This window comes from Citrobacter sp. GW821-FHT02E08 (genome assembly GCF_059421685.1).
In genome coordinates this window covers 12,100-28,410 of record NZ_JBWKVL010000019.1, presented here as the reverse complement: position 1 = coordinate 28,410, position 16,311 = coordinate 12,100, and the positions used below count along the sequence as shown (strand labels likewise).

The window sequence follows — 16,311 nt, the reverse complement described above, 5'->3', positions numbered from 1 at the left end:
CGCGCCATGAACAGTGATGCCTCATTATGTTGAGGCGATTTCAGAGCAGCGACGACATGCGCCAGGGCTGACGCAAACGGGCATTTGCAGTATACTCCCGCCCTAAATTCTTAAACTGGTGCGGGCACAGTCAACTCGCGTCTTAAACGTAAGGTATTCCGGTGAATATTCAGGCTCTTCTCTCAGAAAAAGTCCGTCAGGCCATGATTGCTGCAGGCGCGCCTGCAGATTGCGAACCCCAGGTTCGTCAGTCAGCAAAAGTACAGTTCGGCGACTATCAGGCCAACGGCATGATGGCAGTTGCTAAAAAACTGGGTATGGCGCCGCGACAACTTGCAGAGCAGGTGCTGACTCATCTGGATCTCAACGGCATCGCCAGCAAGGTTGAAATTGCCGGCCCGGGCTTTATCAATATTTTCCTCGATGCGGCGTTTCTCGCCCAAAACGTACAGCAGGCGCTGACCAGTGACCGTCTGGGTGTCGCTCTCCCAGAAAAGCAGACAGTTGTAGTGGATTACTCTGCGCCTAACGTCGCTAAAGAGATGCACGTCGGCCACCTGCGTTCGACCATTATCGGTGACGCGGCCGTGCGTACCCTGGAGTTTCTGGGCCACCACGTTATTCGCGCCAACCACGTCGGCGACTGGGGCACACAGTTTGGTATGCTGATCGCCTGGCTGGAAAAACAGCAGCAGGAAAACGCCGGTGAAATGGCGCTGGCTGACCTCGAAGGATTCTATCGTGATGCGAAGAAGCACTACGATGAAGATGAAGTGTTTGCCGAGCGCGCACGTAATTACGTGGTGAAACTGCAAGGCGGCGATGCGTACTTCCGCGAAATGTGGCGCAAACTGGTCGACATCACCATGACGCAGAACCAGTTAACCTACGATCGCCTGAATGTGACGCTGACGCGTGACGACGTGATGGGCGAGAGCCTGTACAACCCGATGCTGCCGGGTATCGTCGCCGATCTGAAAGCCAAAGGCCTGGCCGTTGAAAGCGAAGGCGCGACGGTAGTGTTCCTTGATGAGTACAAAAACAAGGAAGGCGACCCGATGGGCGTCATCATTCAGAAGAAAGATGGCGGCTACCTCTATACCACCACTGACATCGCCTGCGCCAAATACCGCTATGAAACGCTGCATGCCGATCGCGTGCTGTACTACATCGATTCCCGCCAGCACCAACACCTGATGCAGGCATGGACTATCGTGCGTAAAGCGGGCTATGTGCCGGACTCCGTACCGCTGGAACACCATATGTTCGGCATGATGCTGGGTAAAGACGGTAAACCGTTCAAAACCCGCGCGGGTGGCACGGTGAAGCTGGCTGACCTGCTGGACGAAGCGCTGGAACGCGCACGCCGTCTGGTGGCAGAGAAGAATCCTGACATGCCTGCCGATGAGCTGGAAAAACTGGCCAATGCCGTCGGCATCGGCGCGGTGAAATATGCGGATCTCTCCAAAAACCGCACCACCGACTACATCTTCGACTGGGACAACATGCTGGCGTTTGAAGGCAACACGGCGCCTTACATGCAGTATGCATACACCCGTGTCCTGTCCGTATTCCGTAAAGCAGAAATCGATGAAGACGCGCTGGCGGCGGCACCGGTTATCATCAGCGAAGATCGCGAAGCGCAGTTAGCCGCTCGCCTGCTGCAGTTTGAAGAGACGCTGACGGTGGTCGCGCGTGAAGGTACACCGCACGTCATGTGTGCCTATCTGTACGATCTCGCCGGTCTGTTCTCCGGTTTCTATGAGCACTGCCCGATCCTGAGCGCAGAAAGCGAAACCGTTCGTAACAGCCGTCTGAAACTGGCGCAGCTGACGGCGAAAACGCTGAAGCTGGGTCTGGATACGCTGGGTATCGAAACCGTAGAACGTATGTAAGCCCGTACGCTTAACATTCAGGCCTGAGTTCGCTTGCGGACTCGGGCCTTTTTTATGTCCGGCGTTCGCACTCTGTAACATGCCACAAGGAATGACACATTTCTCTGGAGGGATGGTACATTTTTTGTCTGTCATCGCGTTGACCTCTCCGTATCATTAGGCGGCTAATTAATCAGGTACGGGTCAATGACGTTTAAAGATTTCGCAGCAGAAGAGAAACTCTTTCTGAGACGGGTAGTGGTGGCGTTCGGCCTGGTGGTTATCTGCTTTGGGATCCTTCTCTTCAATCTCTACAATTTACAAATTCGCCAGCATCAGTACTACGCGACCCGCTCGAATGAGAACGACATTAAAATGCTGCCGGTCGCACCTACCCGGGGCATGATCTATGACCGCAACGGCATCCCGCTGGTACGCAACGTGACCTGGTACGATATCGCGGTTACGCCCTACAAAATCAGCAATATGGATACGCTAATCCAGCAGTTGACGCCCATCGTTGACCTGACTCAGGAGGATATCGATGCCTTTCGCCATGCGCTGAAATCAGGCAGTCGCTATCGACCGGTGGTGCTTAAAAATGCCCTGACCGAAGTCGAGATTGCGCGCTTCTCAGTGAACCAGTTTCGTTTCAGCGGCGTCACCGTCAACAGCTACGAAGATCGGGAATATCCCTACGGTGCGGAACTGGCGCACGTGCTTGGCTATGTCTCAAAAATTAACGATAGCGATCTAAAAACACTCAGCAAAGAAGGGATTGCGGAAAACTACGCCGCTGACCATAACATCGGCAAACAGGGTATTGAACGCTACTACGAAAACGAACTGCACGGCAAAACCGGCTATCAGGAAGTGGAGGTGGATAATCATGGACGGATTGTCCGTCTGCTGAAAGATGTTCCTCCCGTCGCCGGGAAAAACATCCACCTGACGCTGGATCTCCACCTGCAGGAATATATTGAGAGTCTGATTGCCGGACAACGCGCGGCGGTACTGGTTGAAGATCCGCATGACGGCGCGGTACTGGCGATGGTCTCAAATCCCAGCTATGACCCGAATCCCTTTGTGAAAGGCATCAGCTATCAGGCGTACGACAAACTGCTGAAGGATAAAGATCTGCCGTTGATTAATCGCGTCACCCAAGGGCTGTATCCACCGGCATCCACGGTAAAACCGTATATGGCGATGTCGGCGCTGTTAAACGGCGTGATTACACCGCAAACCAGTTTCTTCGGCGCACCGACGTGGACGCTCCCCGGCACCGAACGCCGCTACCGCGACTGGAAGAAAACCGGCCACGGCATGCTGAATGTCACCAAAGCGATTGAAGAGTCGGCTGACACTTTTTTCTATCAGGTCGCTTTCATGATGGGTATCGACAGGATCGACCGCATGTTGTCGCAGTTTGGCTACGGTAAACCGACCGGTATCGACCTTGACGAAGAGTACAACGGCCTGCTGCCGAGCCGCGACTGGAAACAGCGGGTACATAAAAAGACCTGGTATCAGGGAGATACCATCTCGGTCGGCATCGGCCAGGGGTACTGGATCGCCACGCCGATTCAGATGGTGAAAGCAATGGTGGCCCTGCTCAACAATGGGAAAGTGATCGCCCCTCACCTGTTGCAGGAAGAAGATAACGGCAAAACCCGGATTCCTTACCACGCCGCCACGCCACCGACACAAATCGCCAACGCCGCATCACCGTATTGGGGACTGGTGCGCCAGGCGATGTTCGGTATGGCCAATTCCCCTAACGGTACCGGCTATAAGTTCTTCCACACCGCACCTTACGGTATTGCCGCCAAGAGTGGTACGTCTCAGGTGTTCAGCCTGAAAGAGAACCAGACCTACAATGCGAAAATGATCCCGATTCGCCTGCGCGACCACGTGTTCTACACCGCGTTTGCGCCCTATAACAACCCAAAAGTCGCCATCGCATTGATTCTGGAAAACGGTGGCAGCGACGGTGTGACCGCCGCGCCGGTGATGCGTCAAATACTTGATCATCTGTTTGTGTCGCAAAACGCCGTTGCCCAGCCCGTTCACCGCCAGGCGGAAGGCGCGTCCCCGGTAGCGAAACCGACACCGGGGAGCGTTTGAGTGGATTAGAAGTACTTACGCAGATACTCGGTGAGGCACAGCATCGCCATCGCCTGGCCGTACGGCATCGATGTCAGCGGGATCTCGCGATAGAAATCAAGGTCATGGCCCATGCCGGTACCAAAGGACGTTTGCAGCAACTCACCTTGCGGTGAAATGTGCGCTACGATGCCTTTAATGGCCTTCTCGGCAACCACCGCATACTCCTGACCAACATAGCGTTTACGTACCGCTTTCAGAATACCGTAGGCAAATCCCGCCGTGGCCGACGCTTCCAGGTATGATTGCGGATCGTCCAGTAAGGTATGCCACAACCCGCTCTCATCCTGACAATTCGCCAGTGCAGCTATTTGCGCATTCAGCACCTGCACAAGATAACGGCGGACGGCGTTGTTTTCAGGCAGATCCAGTAGTTCCAGAAAATCCGGGATCACGATGGTCAGCCAGCTGTTGCCACGCGCCCAGCGGGCATTGGCAAAGTTATGGTGCCCATCATAGTTCCAGCCGTGGAACCACAGCCCCGTCTCTTTATCCATCAGATTCTGCACATGCAGCAGGAACTGATAGGTCGCTTCTTCTACATACGCCGGACGATTGAGGAGTTTGCCAATTTTCGCCAGCGGCAACACCGTCATCATCAGCGTGTCGTCCCACATCTGCTGATGGTTTTCTTCCGCCAGCGTGATGTGTTGCATACCGCCGTGATCGGTGCGTGGCATCTCATTCATCGCCCACTCCGCCCAGCTATCAAGCCACGGCAGATACGCCGGGTTGCGGGTTTCTTCGTAGCGGTAGGCCAGCGTTAAAAACGGTGCCATCGTATTGACGTTTTTGGTGGTTGCGCCCTCGGCGAAACGGTCGGCAAACCAGCTGTCGATGGTGTCGCGCGTCGCCTCATCGCCGGTCTGCTGGTAGTACTGGTACATCCCGTACAAGCCGACGCCGTGGGTCCACTCCCATCCGGCCCAACCTTTGGTGTCAATTACCCGGCCATCATCCAGTCGTAGCAGAAATTGACCTGTCTCATCCTTGATATCCACCAGGTTTTTAGTCACCGTCTGAATCAAGTCTTTCAGCGCTTCCCGTGAGATAAAACGCTCCGGTTGACGTAATAATGGGCTGTGTTTGACGGGCCAAACTTTCATATCTTAACCTCTATTGTATGTCGAATTCATTGCCGCGCCTTGCTTAAGAGACGGCGCAGCCGGTTTATTACGGTTCAGGTAACCAATATTGTTGTTACCCCAAAGTGATTCGTACGGTATGCCTGCAAGCATCTCGACGGTGGCGCGTGCCTGCGGCGTAATCTCTTCTGGCAGTGCCCGGCCCGAGTTACGCATTTTGGCGGTCTCTTCACGCAGAACACTGTGCGTTTGCAGATTCAGCTTGAAGCGCAGGGAAACCAGGAAGCCCAGCGCCAGTACGATTAGCGTGCCGCAGCTCAGAATCAACAGAATAGTGTGGCTGACGGCTTCAGGCTGCGTACTCTGCCCTGACACAAAGCCCGACAGCTGCATCACAATCCCCACCAGCATCACCGCTCCCGCCTGAGACGCTTTACGGGTCAGCGTCATAATGCCTGCGAAGATCCCTTCACGACGCTGTCCGGTAATGACTTCATCGACATCGGCAATGTAGGTATAGGTGTTCCAGGGTACATAGTTGATACCGCCGCGTCCCAGACCCGCAATCGCAGAAACCAGCAGTAACAGCGTGTACACATCGCTCATACCGGCATAATAGAGAACGGCATACGACAGCGAACTCAGGCCAAACAGGACGACCACCATCCGGTAAGACGGTGCAGGTCCAAAACGGATGCACAGCGGGATCATCCCGATAACCGCAATGAACTGGAATATCGCCATCGTGCCCAGCAGATTCGACGCCATTGAGGCTTCCTGCATGAGAACGAAGACCACGTAGTAGGTAAAGACCGCGTTGAAGACGTCCTGCGCGATGTATCCGCCAAGGTACATTCCCAAATGCTGACGAAAAATTTTGATGCGCAGCGTCGAACTCAGTTCAACTAACAGGCGACTCATGCTCTGGCGGAAGTTCAGATTCTTCTTCTCTTCCTCGGCACGCAGAGCCGCTTCCGTCCACTCTTCACGTGGACGCTCCCAGGTAAAGAACCATACAAACGTCAGCATCAGCGCGCACAGTACCGAGAACACCATGCTGGCATAGAAAAAGGAGACCGGGTTGTCTTTACCAAAGGTCGTCAGAAGAATGCCCGGCAGGAAGGAGGCCAGAATGGCGGACATTTGCGCCATTGCAATACGCGCCCCGGAGAACTTGGTCTTCTGCTTGAAGTCATCGGTCATCTCCGGCACCAGCGTCTCGTAAGGCACCAGGATCATGGTGTAAACGACATCAAAGATCAGATAGGTCAGCAGGTAGTACCAGAAACTCATGTCGCCAACCCACATCAGTGAGTAGCTGAATACGCAAGGGATCCCGAGCAGAATAAAGAACTTACGACGGCCAAAACGTTTACCGAGCCACGTAGAGCCGAAGTTATCGGTTAAAAAGCCCATCAGCGGGCTCACAACGGCATCAAGTACCCTTGCAGCAGCAAAAATGAACGTCGCCTCGATCGGCGTTAACCCGCAAAACGTCGTATAGAAGTAAAGAAGCCAGGCAGCTGTTAGCGCGGTCGTTCCGGCACCTAAAAAGTCACCAGCCCCATAAGCAAAATAATTCACCAATCCAATTTTACGTGTATTCATTGCCGTTAACCCTGCAAAGATGAAGAGATCGCCAACGCTGGACCTCACCAGCCCCACCAGACGAACGGAGGAGTAAGTGAAAAACCAGGGGGAGTTCATACACGGCTACAATAGAAGCTTACAGGAAGTGATACCTTTTTGTTTCTGCCACCGCATTTCGTGTAGTGGCAGAAACACAAAGAGTCCGGCAACACGTGTCACCGATTTATAAAACAGCGTTTCCTACAAATCAAAAAAGAGGTCGAATAATTGCGAAGCGGTTTGCATTTTCACCTGCCAACCGCCTGAAATAGAGACAATTGACAATTAGCGGTAGTTAACAATCACCTGGTTACTCTGGACCTTAAGCGCCGGGATCAGGCGTCCTCCACCCGGCACTTCCCAGACGAAACGCAGCGGTTCGATAGCGGGCACATTGGTGAATCCGCGCGTGGTTCCGCTTTGTCCTTCTAACTCTACACAACGAGATTGCGAGCACAAACGTACCAGCAGACCCGCCGGCGTAGGGCCGTCCAGGGTATAACGCCAGGCGACCAGAGTCATTAAGCCGGAAACCGGTTGTCGCGAGGACAACGGCGATGAAGATGCGGACTCACCGCGATAATTCAGGGTAATACCGGTACTGCTGTCCTGCCACGCCCCTTCTCCGGCAGCCAGCGCCATCGACGGAAGCAGGCACAGCACGCTGAGTAATTTACGCATTATTTTCCTCCAATGGTCGCGGTCATGCGAATGTTACGGTTATCCGAGAGTTCCAGGTTCGAAAGCACCACCAGTTGCGGCAAACTGCGACGTAAAAAACGTGACAGCAGCGGGCGCAATGCATGATTCACCAGCAGCACGGGCGGCGCGCCCAGCATCTCCTGGCGTGACAACGCCTCTTGCGTCTGCGCCAGCAAACGATCCGCCAGACCAGGCTCAAGTCCGCCGCCGCCCTGTAACGCCTGCAATAACAAACGTTCAAGCGGGGTATCAAGACCAATGACATGCACTTCATCATTGCCCGGGAACCACTGCTGAGTGATAGCGCGGCCCAATGCCACACGTACCACGGCGGTGAGTTCCTGCGCATCGCTCTGTATCGGGGCATGTTCGGCCAGCGTCTCGAGGATGGTGCGCATGTCGCGAATCGGCACTTTCTCATCCAGCAGGTTTTGCAGCACTTTATGTAGCGTGGTGAGTGTGACCACGCCGGGTACCAGATCTTCTGTCAGCTTGGGCATCTCCTGCGAGACGCGATCCAACAGCTGTTGCGCTTCCTGGCGGCCAAACAATTCCGCCGCAAACCGACCGATCAGATGGTTAAGGTGCGTAGCTACAACAGTGCTCGCCTCCACAACCGTAAAGCCCTGAATCTGCGCCTGCTCTTTCAACGCGCTTTCAATCCAGATAGCCTCCAGGCCAAAAGCGGGATCCACCGTCGGTTCACCGGGCAGCGTCCCCGCCGCCGTCCCAGGGTTAATGGCCAGCCAGCGGCCAGGGTATGCATCGCCGCTGCCGATCTCCACCCCTTTCATCAGAATTCGGTAGCGGGCAGGCTGCAGATCCATATTGTCGCGGATATGCACCACTGGCGGCAGGAATCCCATCTCCTGGGCAAACTTTTTACGAATACTGCGAATACGTCCGAGCAGCTCCCCGTCCTGTTGAAAATCCACCATCGGAATCAGCCGGTAACCGACCTCCATGCCCAGGGAATCTTCGAGCTGCACATCATTCCAGGTCGCTTCCACCACCGAATTGTTTTCCGGCATCTTCACCGGCTGCGGTTCAGCGGGCGCTGCTTGCTCTCTGCCCCGCATCCACCAGGCAAGACCCAGTAACGCCGCCGTAAACATCAGGAAGACCAGGTTCGGCATCCCGGGCACCAGACCCAGCAGCCCCAGCACCGCCGCACTGAGCAGCATGACACGAGGGTTGCTGAACAGCTGGCCGACCATCTGTTCACCGACATCCTGGTCAGTACTGACGCGGGTAACAATGACGCCCGCCGCCGTTGAAATCACCAGCGCCGGGATCTGCGCGACCAGACCGTCGCCGATGGTCAGCAGGGTATAACTTTCCGCCGCGTGCCCCATGCTCATGCCGTGTTGCAGAACCCCCACCAGCAGTCCCCCCACCACGTTGATCACCATAATCAAAATACCGGCGATGGCATCCCCGCGAACGAACTTACTCGCACCGTCCATCGAACCGTAAAAATCGGCTTCCTGCGTCACTTCCGTACGCCGTTTTTTCGCTTCGTCTTCGCCGATCAACCCCGCATTTAAGTCGGCATCAATCGCCATCTGCTTACCGGGCATCCCATCCAGCACAAAGCGCGCGCCAACCTCAGCGATACGCCCTGCCCCTTTGGTGATAACCATAAAGTTGATGATGACCAGAATCACGAACACCACGATACCAATGGCGAAGTTCCCGCCCACCAGGAAGTGACCGAAGGCTTCAACCACCTTGCCCGCCGCCGCTGCGCCAGTATGCCCTTCCATCAGAATGATACGTGTTGATGCCACGTTCAGCGCCAGGCGCAGCAGCGTGGTAAACAGCAATATGGTCGGGAAAGCGGCAAATTCCAGCGTACGCTGGGTGAACATCGCCACCAGCAGCACCATGATCGACAGCGCGATATTAAAGGTGAACAGCAGGTCGAGGATGAACGCGGGCAGCGGCAGCACCATCATCGACAAAATCAGCAGGATGAGGATCGGCCCGGCAAGGATTTGCCATTGGGTGGACTTCATAGAGTTGGGCAGGCGCAGCATCGCAACCAGATTAGCCATCGGTATTCTTCTCGTTCATAAAATCCAGTGCGTCAGGCACCGGTAGATTTTCAGGTTGTGGCGGACGCTGCCCACCGGCAAGGCGCCAGCGTTTAAGCTGCCAGACCCATGCCAGGACTTCCGCCACAGCGGCATACAGTTGTCCAGGAATTTGCTGACCAATTTCAGCATGGCGATACAACGCACGCGCCAGCGGCGGCGCTTCCAGCGTCGGCACGCGATGTTCAGCGCCTATTTCGCGAATGCGCAGGGCCACAAGCCCCGCCCCTTTGGCAACCACTTTGGGCGCACTCATTTTGTTTTCGTCGTACTGCAGCGCCACCGAGTAGTGCGTGGGGTTGGTGACAATGACATCGGCTTTCGGCACATCGTCCATCATGCGGCGACGCGCAGCCGCACGCTGCATCTGGCGAATGCGCCCTTTAACATGCGGATCGCCTTCGCTTTGTTTGAACTCATCGCGAATATCCTGGCGCGACATACGTAACTTTTTCAGATGGCTGAAAATCTGGAAGAAAACGTCAAAACCCACCATCGGAATCACCCCCAGCACCACCAGCAGCGCGCAGAGCCCGACGAGATCCAGCGCGTTGCCCATCGCCGTCACCGGCGACTCAGCCATCAAACGCATCATCTCCGGCCAGTTGTGCCAGAGATAAAACCCCGTCACGCTGCCCACCAGGGTGGATTTGAGTATCGCTTTCAGCAATTCTGCCCCCGTCTGTGCGGAGAACATGCGTTTGATGCCTGGCAAGGGATTCAGTTTTGAGAACTTGGGCTGCAGTGACTTGCCGCTAAAAACCAGTCCCCCCAGCATTACCGGAGAGATAAGCGCCACCAGCACCACGCCGGTGATCAGCGGCAACAGCGCCCACATCGCCTCTTTGATCAGCAGAATAATTTGCCCGAGTATCAAATTGGGGTCGTTCACCATGCTGTGATCGAAACGTAATCCCGCCGAAAGCATGTTTGATAACCGCCCCGCCAGCGACTCGCCGCCAATCCAGATAATGCAAACGCCTACCAGCAAAATCAGCATTGAGGTGAGCTCTTTGGAGCGGGGGATTTGCCCTTCTTCCCGCGCTTTTTCGAGTCGGTGGGGTGTGGGAGCTTCTGTTTTGTCTTCGGTATCGCTTTCGTCTGCCACAGCACGCGCTCACGCCAGGTTGTCTCTGCGTTATGATGACAGAACGCGCCCCTGCCAATGGCGCGAAAAGACCCCGTAAAGCGCTCTTTTTAGACCATTGATTTACGTTTAGGGCGAGGTTTTCAGCGTGGAGAACTGACATTATTACGGAACATTGTGCTATTAATTGCTAACGCTTATTTATTGAAAATAAATATACCTTCACTGGCATTTATAAAAATCAAAAACACTTCCCCACGAAATTAATTAAACATGAAACCTATAATAACAACGCAAATACAAATAACAGAACACCTACAACAGCACTCATACACGGCCTAAAACACCTTTATTTTATTATCTGGAAAATAAATTCACAGGGATACATATAAATCAAGAATAAATAAAAATGACAAACATCAAAAAACTACGACCCCGCTCCATGAAAAAATAACAGCCGCTTCCGAATAAGAAACTTCAGTGTATACTAGCGACACTCATTTAAATGGAACATCCCTGAACTATATTTTTATTTAATATATTTACCGGCTTTAATTGTTCTGGAGAATAATAGCGTGAAAAGGAATATTTTTGTTTGTTTGCTTTTGGCCCTGTCAACGTCAACCGCCATTGCGGCTCGGGGAAACGTTGCTGCGGAAGATAATGCCGGGAAAATCCACTTTACCGGGGAAATTATTGCGCCAAGCTGCGTGGTTGTAGGCGATGGTGGTACAACAGAGTATAAAGTGCCATTGGGGACTTACCCTACGTCGCTATTCAAAACGGTGGGAACGGAAACACCTCTCACACCGGTTCCCATTGAGCTTAAGGACTGTCCGGTGAAAAGCGATGGGCTTGCAGCGATTCAGCTCACCTTTTCTGGCGTCACAGTCGCGGGGTCACCAGACGAACTGGCCGTTTCAGAAGCCGAAGGCGTGGCTATCGTCCTCAGCGAGTTAGACCATGATACCACTCTGATCAAGTTTGATAAGTCAAGCGGGCAAGTTTATATCCCATTGTCAACCAGCGCAACAGATACCATTTCCACCATGCTGAATGCCCGCTATAAGTCTATCTCATCAACGGTAACCGCGGGTGAAGCCAATGCCGATTTAACAATTAATATTCTATATGAGTAAATCTGGAGTCTTTTCCGGCGTGTTATTAGCGATGCCGTTAATAACACGTCAGGAACTATTTTATAACACATTTGTTTATTAAAGGTTTTTATATGCGCCTTCTTCTGCTCATCATTTGTATCACCCCTTATGCATTTACCACTCTCAGCCACGCGGCAGGGATTCAGGTGGGGCGTACGCGTGTTATTTATGATGCAAGCAAAAAAGAAGTGGCGCTGGCGCTCACCAATACAGAAAAAGAGCTCCCCTGGCTTATTCAGTCATGGACGGATACCGGCGATGGAAAAACCCGGGGGCCGTTTATTGTGACCCCCCCGCTCTTTCGACTCGATCCGCAAAAAGAACAAAGCCTGCGTATTACCTGGTCCGGGCAGGCGCTCCCCACCGATCGTGAATCCCTGTTTTATATGAACGTTCGCACCATCCCGGCCATCGCGAAAGACAACAACCAAAATAATGTCTTACGCCTTATTTACAAAACCAGATTAAAACTGTTCTGGCGCCCGGAAGGACTGAAAAACGCCCCCATGGATACCTGTAAAAATCTGCGTTTTAGTCAGCGTGGGGGGCAGGTTTTCATTACCAATGACGGCGACTATTACAGCGTTTTCGATACCCTGCGAATAAATGGTAAGTCGATAACCCACGTTGACATGGTTGCCCCGAAAGCCAACGCAACATTCCCCCTCGCTAACGCCGTGAATGGCGCGAAGGTGAGCTGGCGCTGCATTACCGACTACGGCAATGCAAGCGCGGAGTTTACCGCCAGTTTAAACCAGAAATAGTGGTGCTCAATGGCTGCTAATGGATTGCGCCTGTCCCTCTTCCGCCCTTTGAAACGACTCAATCCTCTCCTGAGAGGTTTGAGCAGCTTGCTCCTCGTCGCGGTGAGCAACGTCAATGCGCGGGAATATTACTTCGCCCCTTCATCACTTGAGGGAGACGGGCTATCGCAGCAGGATATCGATCTCTCCTTGTTTTCAAAAGAAAACGGGCAATTACCCGGCACATATCACACCAAAGTGATCATGAATAAACAGTACATCGACGATAAATCGATTACCTATATCAATGATAAAACAGGGGCATTGCAGCCGCAGTTAACCCCTGAGCAGTTGCGACAATGGGGGATTCGTGTTGAAGCTTACCCTGAACTGGCGCAGTTGCCTGCCAATGAGCCGCTGGGAAAGCCGCTCGGCGATTACATTCCCTTTGCGGCAGTGACGTTTGATTTTAATGCCATGACGTTACGCATCAGTATGCCGCAAGCGGCTATTGACGAGCATCATCGCGATGAGATTGCAGCGTCATCCTGGAACGACGGCGTGCCGGTACTCTTTACCAACTACGCGTTCTCTGGCTCAGAGCGTAGCGGTGGGGATCAAACCCACGGTTCCAGCCAGTATCTTAACCTGCGTAGCGGCGCCAATCTCGGTGGCTGGCGGTTACGCAACTATTCAACCTGGAACCAGTCCGATGAGACGCAATCCTGGCAAACCATTAATACCTGGCTCCAGCATGATATCCGTTGTTTAAAAGCCCAGTTTATCGCTGGCGAAAACAGCACCCGTGGCGAGATCTTTGACAGCCTGCAATACCGCGGCATCAACGTGGCATCTGACGATCAAATGCTGCCCTATAACCAGCGGGGGTTTGCCCCGGTTATTCGCGGTATCGCCAGTTCTAATGCCGAAGTCTCGGTGCGACAAAATGGGTATGTCATCTATCAGGCCAACGTCGCACCCGGTCCTTTTGAAATTACCGATCTCTACTCCACCAGCAATAGCGGCGATCTTGACGTAACAATTAAAGAAGCCGACGGGACCGAGCATCATTTCACCCAGCCCTATTCAAGCGTCGCCATCATGCAGCGACCCGGCAATATCCGCTACGAAGTGACTCTCGCCCGCTATCGTGCAGACGAGAGTCAAGCCGCCAGAGAGCCCCTTTTCGCTCAGGCCAGTCTTATTTATGGTCTGAATAACTTCCTGACGTTTTTCGGCGGCGTAACCACGTCTTCGGACTACCAGGCGGTGAATGGCGGTACAGGGGTCATGTTGGGGGAGCTGGGCGCCATCTCAACCGATGTAACGCTGGCCCGCACGCAACTGGATAATCACGAACAGCACGACGGGCAGTCCTGGCGTCTGATGTATTCCAAACAGATTGAGGCAACAGGCACTAACTTCAGCCTGGCGAGTTACCGATACTCGACCGACGGTTATTACACGTTTGCCGATGCTAACGAAAAGCACGATGCGAACGATAGCGACTGGTCTTACAACTACAACAAACGCAGCCGACTCCAGCTCAACGTTAGCCAGACCGTACTCGACAGCAGTGTGTACATTTCCGGCTATCAACAGGATTACTGGCAAACCAGCCACAAAGAGCGAAGCATCACGTCGGGCATCAATCGGATGATTGGCGACGTCAGCGTCAACCTGGCTTATACCTATAGCAAAACCAGCGACGAACCCAGCGATCAGATGCTATCTCTGGGTTTTAGCCTGCCGCTCTCCCGATGGCTACCTAAAAGTTGGGCCAGCTACAATCTCAGCACCAGTAAGCAAGGGGATACCTCGCAGAACGTGGGGCTTAGTGGCACATTGCTGGATGATGATCGGCTCAGTTATTCACTCCAGCAGAGCCGGACTAACCATGGTGGCGGCGACAGCAGTAGCGTCTATAGTAGCTATCGTTCGCAATATGCCAATCTTAACGCCGGATACGCCTCCGCCTCCGATAGCTCACAGCAGCTAAGTTATGGGATCAGCGGTGGGATAGTGGCTCACCCTGCAGGCGTCACGCTTGCTCAGCCCTTAGGCGATCAATTCGCCATTGTCAGTGCCAAAGGCGCGCCTGGCGTGCATTTTGCCAACCAGCGGGGCGTGCAAACCGATCTTTTTGGCAACGCGGTGATCCCTTCACTGACGCCTTACCAGGAAAACGTGATCCGTATTGATACCACCAGTTTGCCGTCTGATGTAGATACGGATGCCACCGCGATGACCGTGGTGCCATCCCGTAACGCCGCCGTCAGTACGCACTTTACGGCACATGTCGGCTACCGGGTTCTGGTGTCTCTCACCCGCCCTGATGGTCGGGCGATCCCCTTTGGTGCCATCGCCAGCGTCGATGACCTCCCTCTCAGCGGTATTGTCGACGATCGCGGCGTACTGTATCTCGCCGGCGTCGCCGAAACTCTCCCTCTGACAGTGAAGTGGGGAAACTCCGCACAACAGCGCTGCCATGTTGACATCACGCTTTCATCTTCTTCCGACACGGCCCCCGGCGGTATCCGCCAGGTCAGTGCGCTCTGCAAGCCGGAGGCAACTCATGCAGAATAAACATCTCACCCGCCGACTCTACAGCGTCGGACTCGTTATGGTCCTATTGGCCTTACCTCTCGCGACTCGCGCCGCTACCGTCATACTAACCAACTGCTTCCCGCCGCCGGTGGATTACACCACCACCATCAATACGGAACTCACCGCTGAGAATAATAAGGATGGGCAAATTATCAGCAATCCGGAATACCATTTTGTCGCCGTAGGGCCCTCGGTCGTCGCCAATTGCGATTGCCCGAACGGGATGAATACGGGCACCCCGGTCTATGAACTCACCGCCGCCGGCAGCCCGTTACCTGCGGGTAAAGCGGGATACGGCTCCCTGACCGATCATTTAGATATTGATGTCACCGCCTACGCCGATGCAATAAACTCACCCGATGGCATTAACTTAACGCAAATCAACATTGATAGTTACCCCACCCCCTTCGCCAGCATGCAGAAGAAGACTGAATCGATAAAACCGACTGAGGCAACCAGCGATGTTTGTAGCGATGCATCGCGCCCTTCCACTGGAAGCAGCATTAAGCGAGAATTTAAGTGGAACGTTGTCCTGATCACGCTCTACGTTAAGCAAGCCATTTTAGGCGAAGAGATCATCCCACTGACCGTTATCGCGCAAAACTATTCCTGCCTCTCTACCGGAAACTATTGTGCCGTCACCAACACCCAACATGTTTCCGATTTTCACCTGACGGGAAAACTCAGCGCCCCGCTCAGCTGTACGATTAACGCCGGCAGCACCATCGAGGTTGAACTCGGCAATATTGTCACCTCACAGTTCGTTGTGCAGGGTAAGCCTCCGGCAAGCTATACGCTCAGAGACGTCAATATCTCTTACCATTGTGACGATCCGGCGGCCGCTAACACCGGGAAAATTCAGCTGACACTCAGTGCCGATCAGGGGGTCGTTTCAGGCAGCAACAGTCTGATTGCCAAAATGGAGGGCCGGGATGACATTGGGGTGCGGATGTTTGATCAAAACAACGATGACGTTGTGCTGGACGGGTCGCTGGACCTACCGGTGACGATGGATGGACAGGGCAACGGCAGCATCATCATGAAAGCCGCCCCGGTTGGCACCACCGAGAAAAAACCGGAACCGGGTAAATTTGAGGGTAACGTAACGGTGAAAATGGAGCTTCGCTAGCAGAAAAGCCGCCCGGTTTGCACTGGGCGGCAATGA

11 protein-coding genes are annotated in these 16,311 nt (G+C 53.8%); 6 read left to right on the top strand and 5 right to left on the bottom strand.

Translation table 11 applies throughout. The annotated features are described in order from the left end of the window. Nucleotides 1-161: 161 nt before the first annotated feature. Both argS and mrdA read left to right on the top strand, forming a co-directional pair. Nucleotides 162-1,895 carry an arginine--tRNA ligase gene (gene argS / locus AC07UY_RS19550; RefSeq protein WP_494701789.1) on the top strand — a complete coding sequence of 578 codons (1,734 nt, stop codon included), beginning with the start codon at nt 162-164 and terminating at the stop codon, nt 1,893-1,895. A 186-nt stretch (nt 1,896-2,081) separates the two neighbouring features. Beyond that, complete coding sequence (gene mrdA, locus AC07UY_RS19545) at nt 2,082-3,998, top strand: penicillin-binding protein 2 (RefSeq protein ID WP_494701788.1); 1,917 nt, start codon at nt 2,082-2,084, stop codon at nt 3,996-3,998. A gap of 5 nt (nt 3,999-4,003) precedes the next feature. Here mrdA and bglB read toward each other — a convergent pair whose 3' ends face one another. The 5 genes from bglB to flhB all read right to left on the bottom strand — a co-directional run bounded on the left by bglB (nt 4,004) and on the right by flhB (nt 10,657). Further along, entirely contained in the window at nt 4,004-5,143 is a 1,140-nt protein-coding gene (bglB, locus tag AC07UY_RS19540) for a beta-galactosidase BglB (RefSeq protein WP_494660458.1), read from the bottom strand. A gap of 3 nt (nt 5,144-5,146) precedes the next feature. Beyond that, entirely contained in the window at nt 5,147-6,730 is a 1,584-nt protein-coding gene (locus AC07UY_RS19535) for an MFS transporter (protein ID WP_494701805.1), read from the bottom strand. 306 nt (nt 6,731-7,036) lie between these two features. After that, nucleotides 7,037-7,432: a flagellar protein FlhE gene (flhE, locus tag AC07UY_RS19530; RefSeq protein WP_494660457.1), complete on the bottom strand. Its 396-nt coding sequence runs from the start codon at nt 7,430-7,432 to the stop codon at nt 7,037-7,039. Then, the gene (flhA, locus tag AC07UY_RS19525) at nt 7,432-9,510 is read right to left on the bottom strand and encodes a flagellar biosynthesis protein FlhA (protein WP_203360908.1); all 2,079 of its coding nucleotides are present in this window, start codon (nt 9,508-9,510) and stop codon (nt 7,432-7,434) included. The genes flhE and flhA overlap by 1 nt, the downstream gene beginning before the upstream one ends. Then, complete coding sequence (gene flhB / locus AC07UY_RS19520; protein WP_494660456.1) at nt 9,503-10,657, bottom strand: flagellar biosynthesis protein FlhB; 1,155 nt, start codon at nt 10,655-10,657, stop codon at nt 9,503-9,505. The genes flhA and flhB overlap by 8 nt, the downstream gene beginning before the upstream one ends. A 554-nt stretch (nt 10,658-11,211) precedes the next feature. Here flhB and AC07UY_RS19515 point away from each other — a divergent pair. The 4 genes from AC07UY_RS19515 to AC07UY_RS19500 all read left to right on the top strand — a co-directional run bounded on the left by AC07UY_RS19515 (nt 11,212) and on the right by AC07UY_RS19500 (nt 16,275). Beyond that, nucleotides 11,212-11,775: a fimbrial protein gene (locus AC07UY_RS19515; protein WP_494660455.1), complete on the top strand. Its 564-nt coding sequence runs from the start codon at nt 11,212-11,214 to the stop codon at nt 11,773-11,775. A gap of 92 nt (nt 11,776-11,867) precedes the next feature. Next, entirely contained in the window at nt 11,868-12,560 is a 693-nt protein-coding gene (locus tag AC07UY_RS19510) for a fimbrial biogenesis chaperone (protein ID WP_494660454.1), read from the top strand. Between the two features lie 9 nt (nt 12,561-12,569). Next, nucleotides 12,570-15,125: a fimbria/pilus outer membrane usher protein gene (locus tag AC07UY_RS19505; RefSeq protein WP_494701787.1), complete on the top strand. Its 2,556-nt coding sequence runs from the start codon at nt 12,570-12,572 to the stop codon at nt 15,123-15,125. Continuing rightward, nucleotides 15,115-16,275, top strand: coding sequence for a fimbrial protein (locus AC07UY_RS19500; protein ID WP_494701786.1), 1,161 nt, complete (start codon nt 15,115-15,117; stop codon nt 16,273-16,275). The genes AC07UY_RS19505 and AC07UY_RS19500 overlap by 11 nt, the downstream gene beginning before the upstream one ends. Nucleotides 16,276-16,311 lie beyond the last annotated feature (36 nt).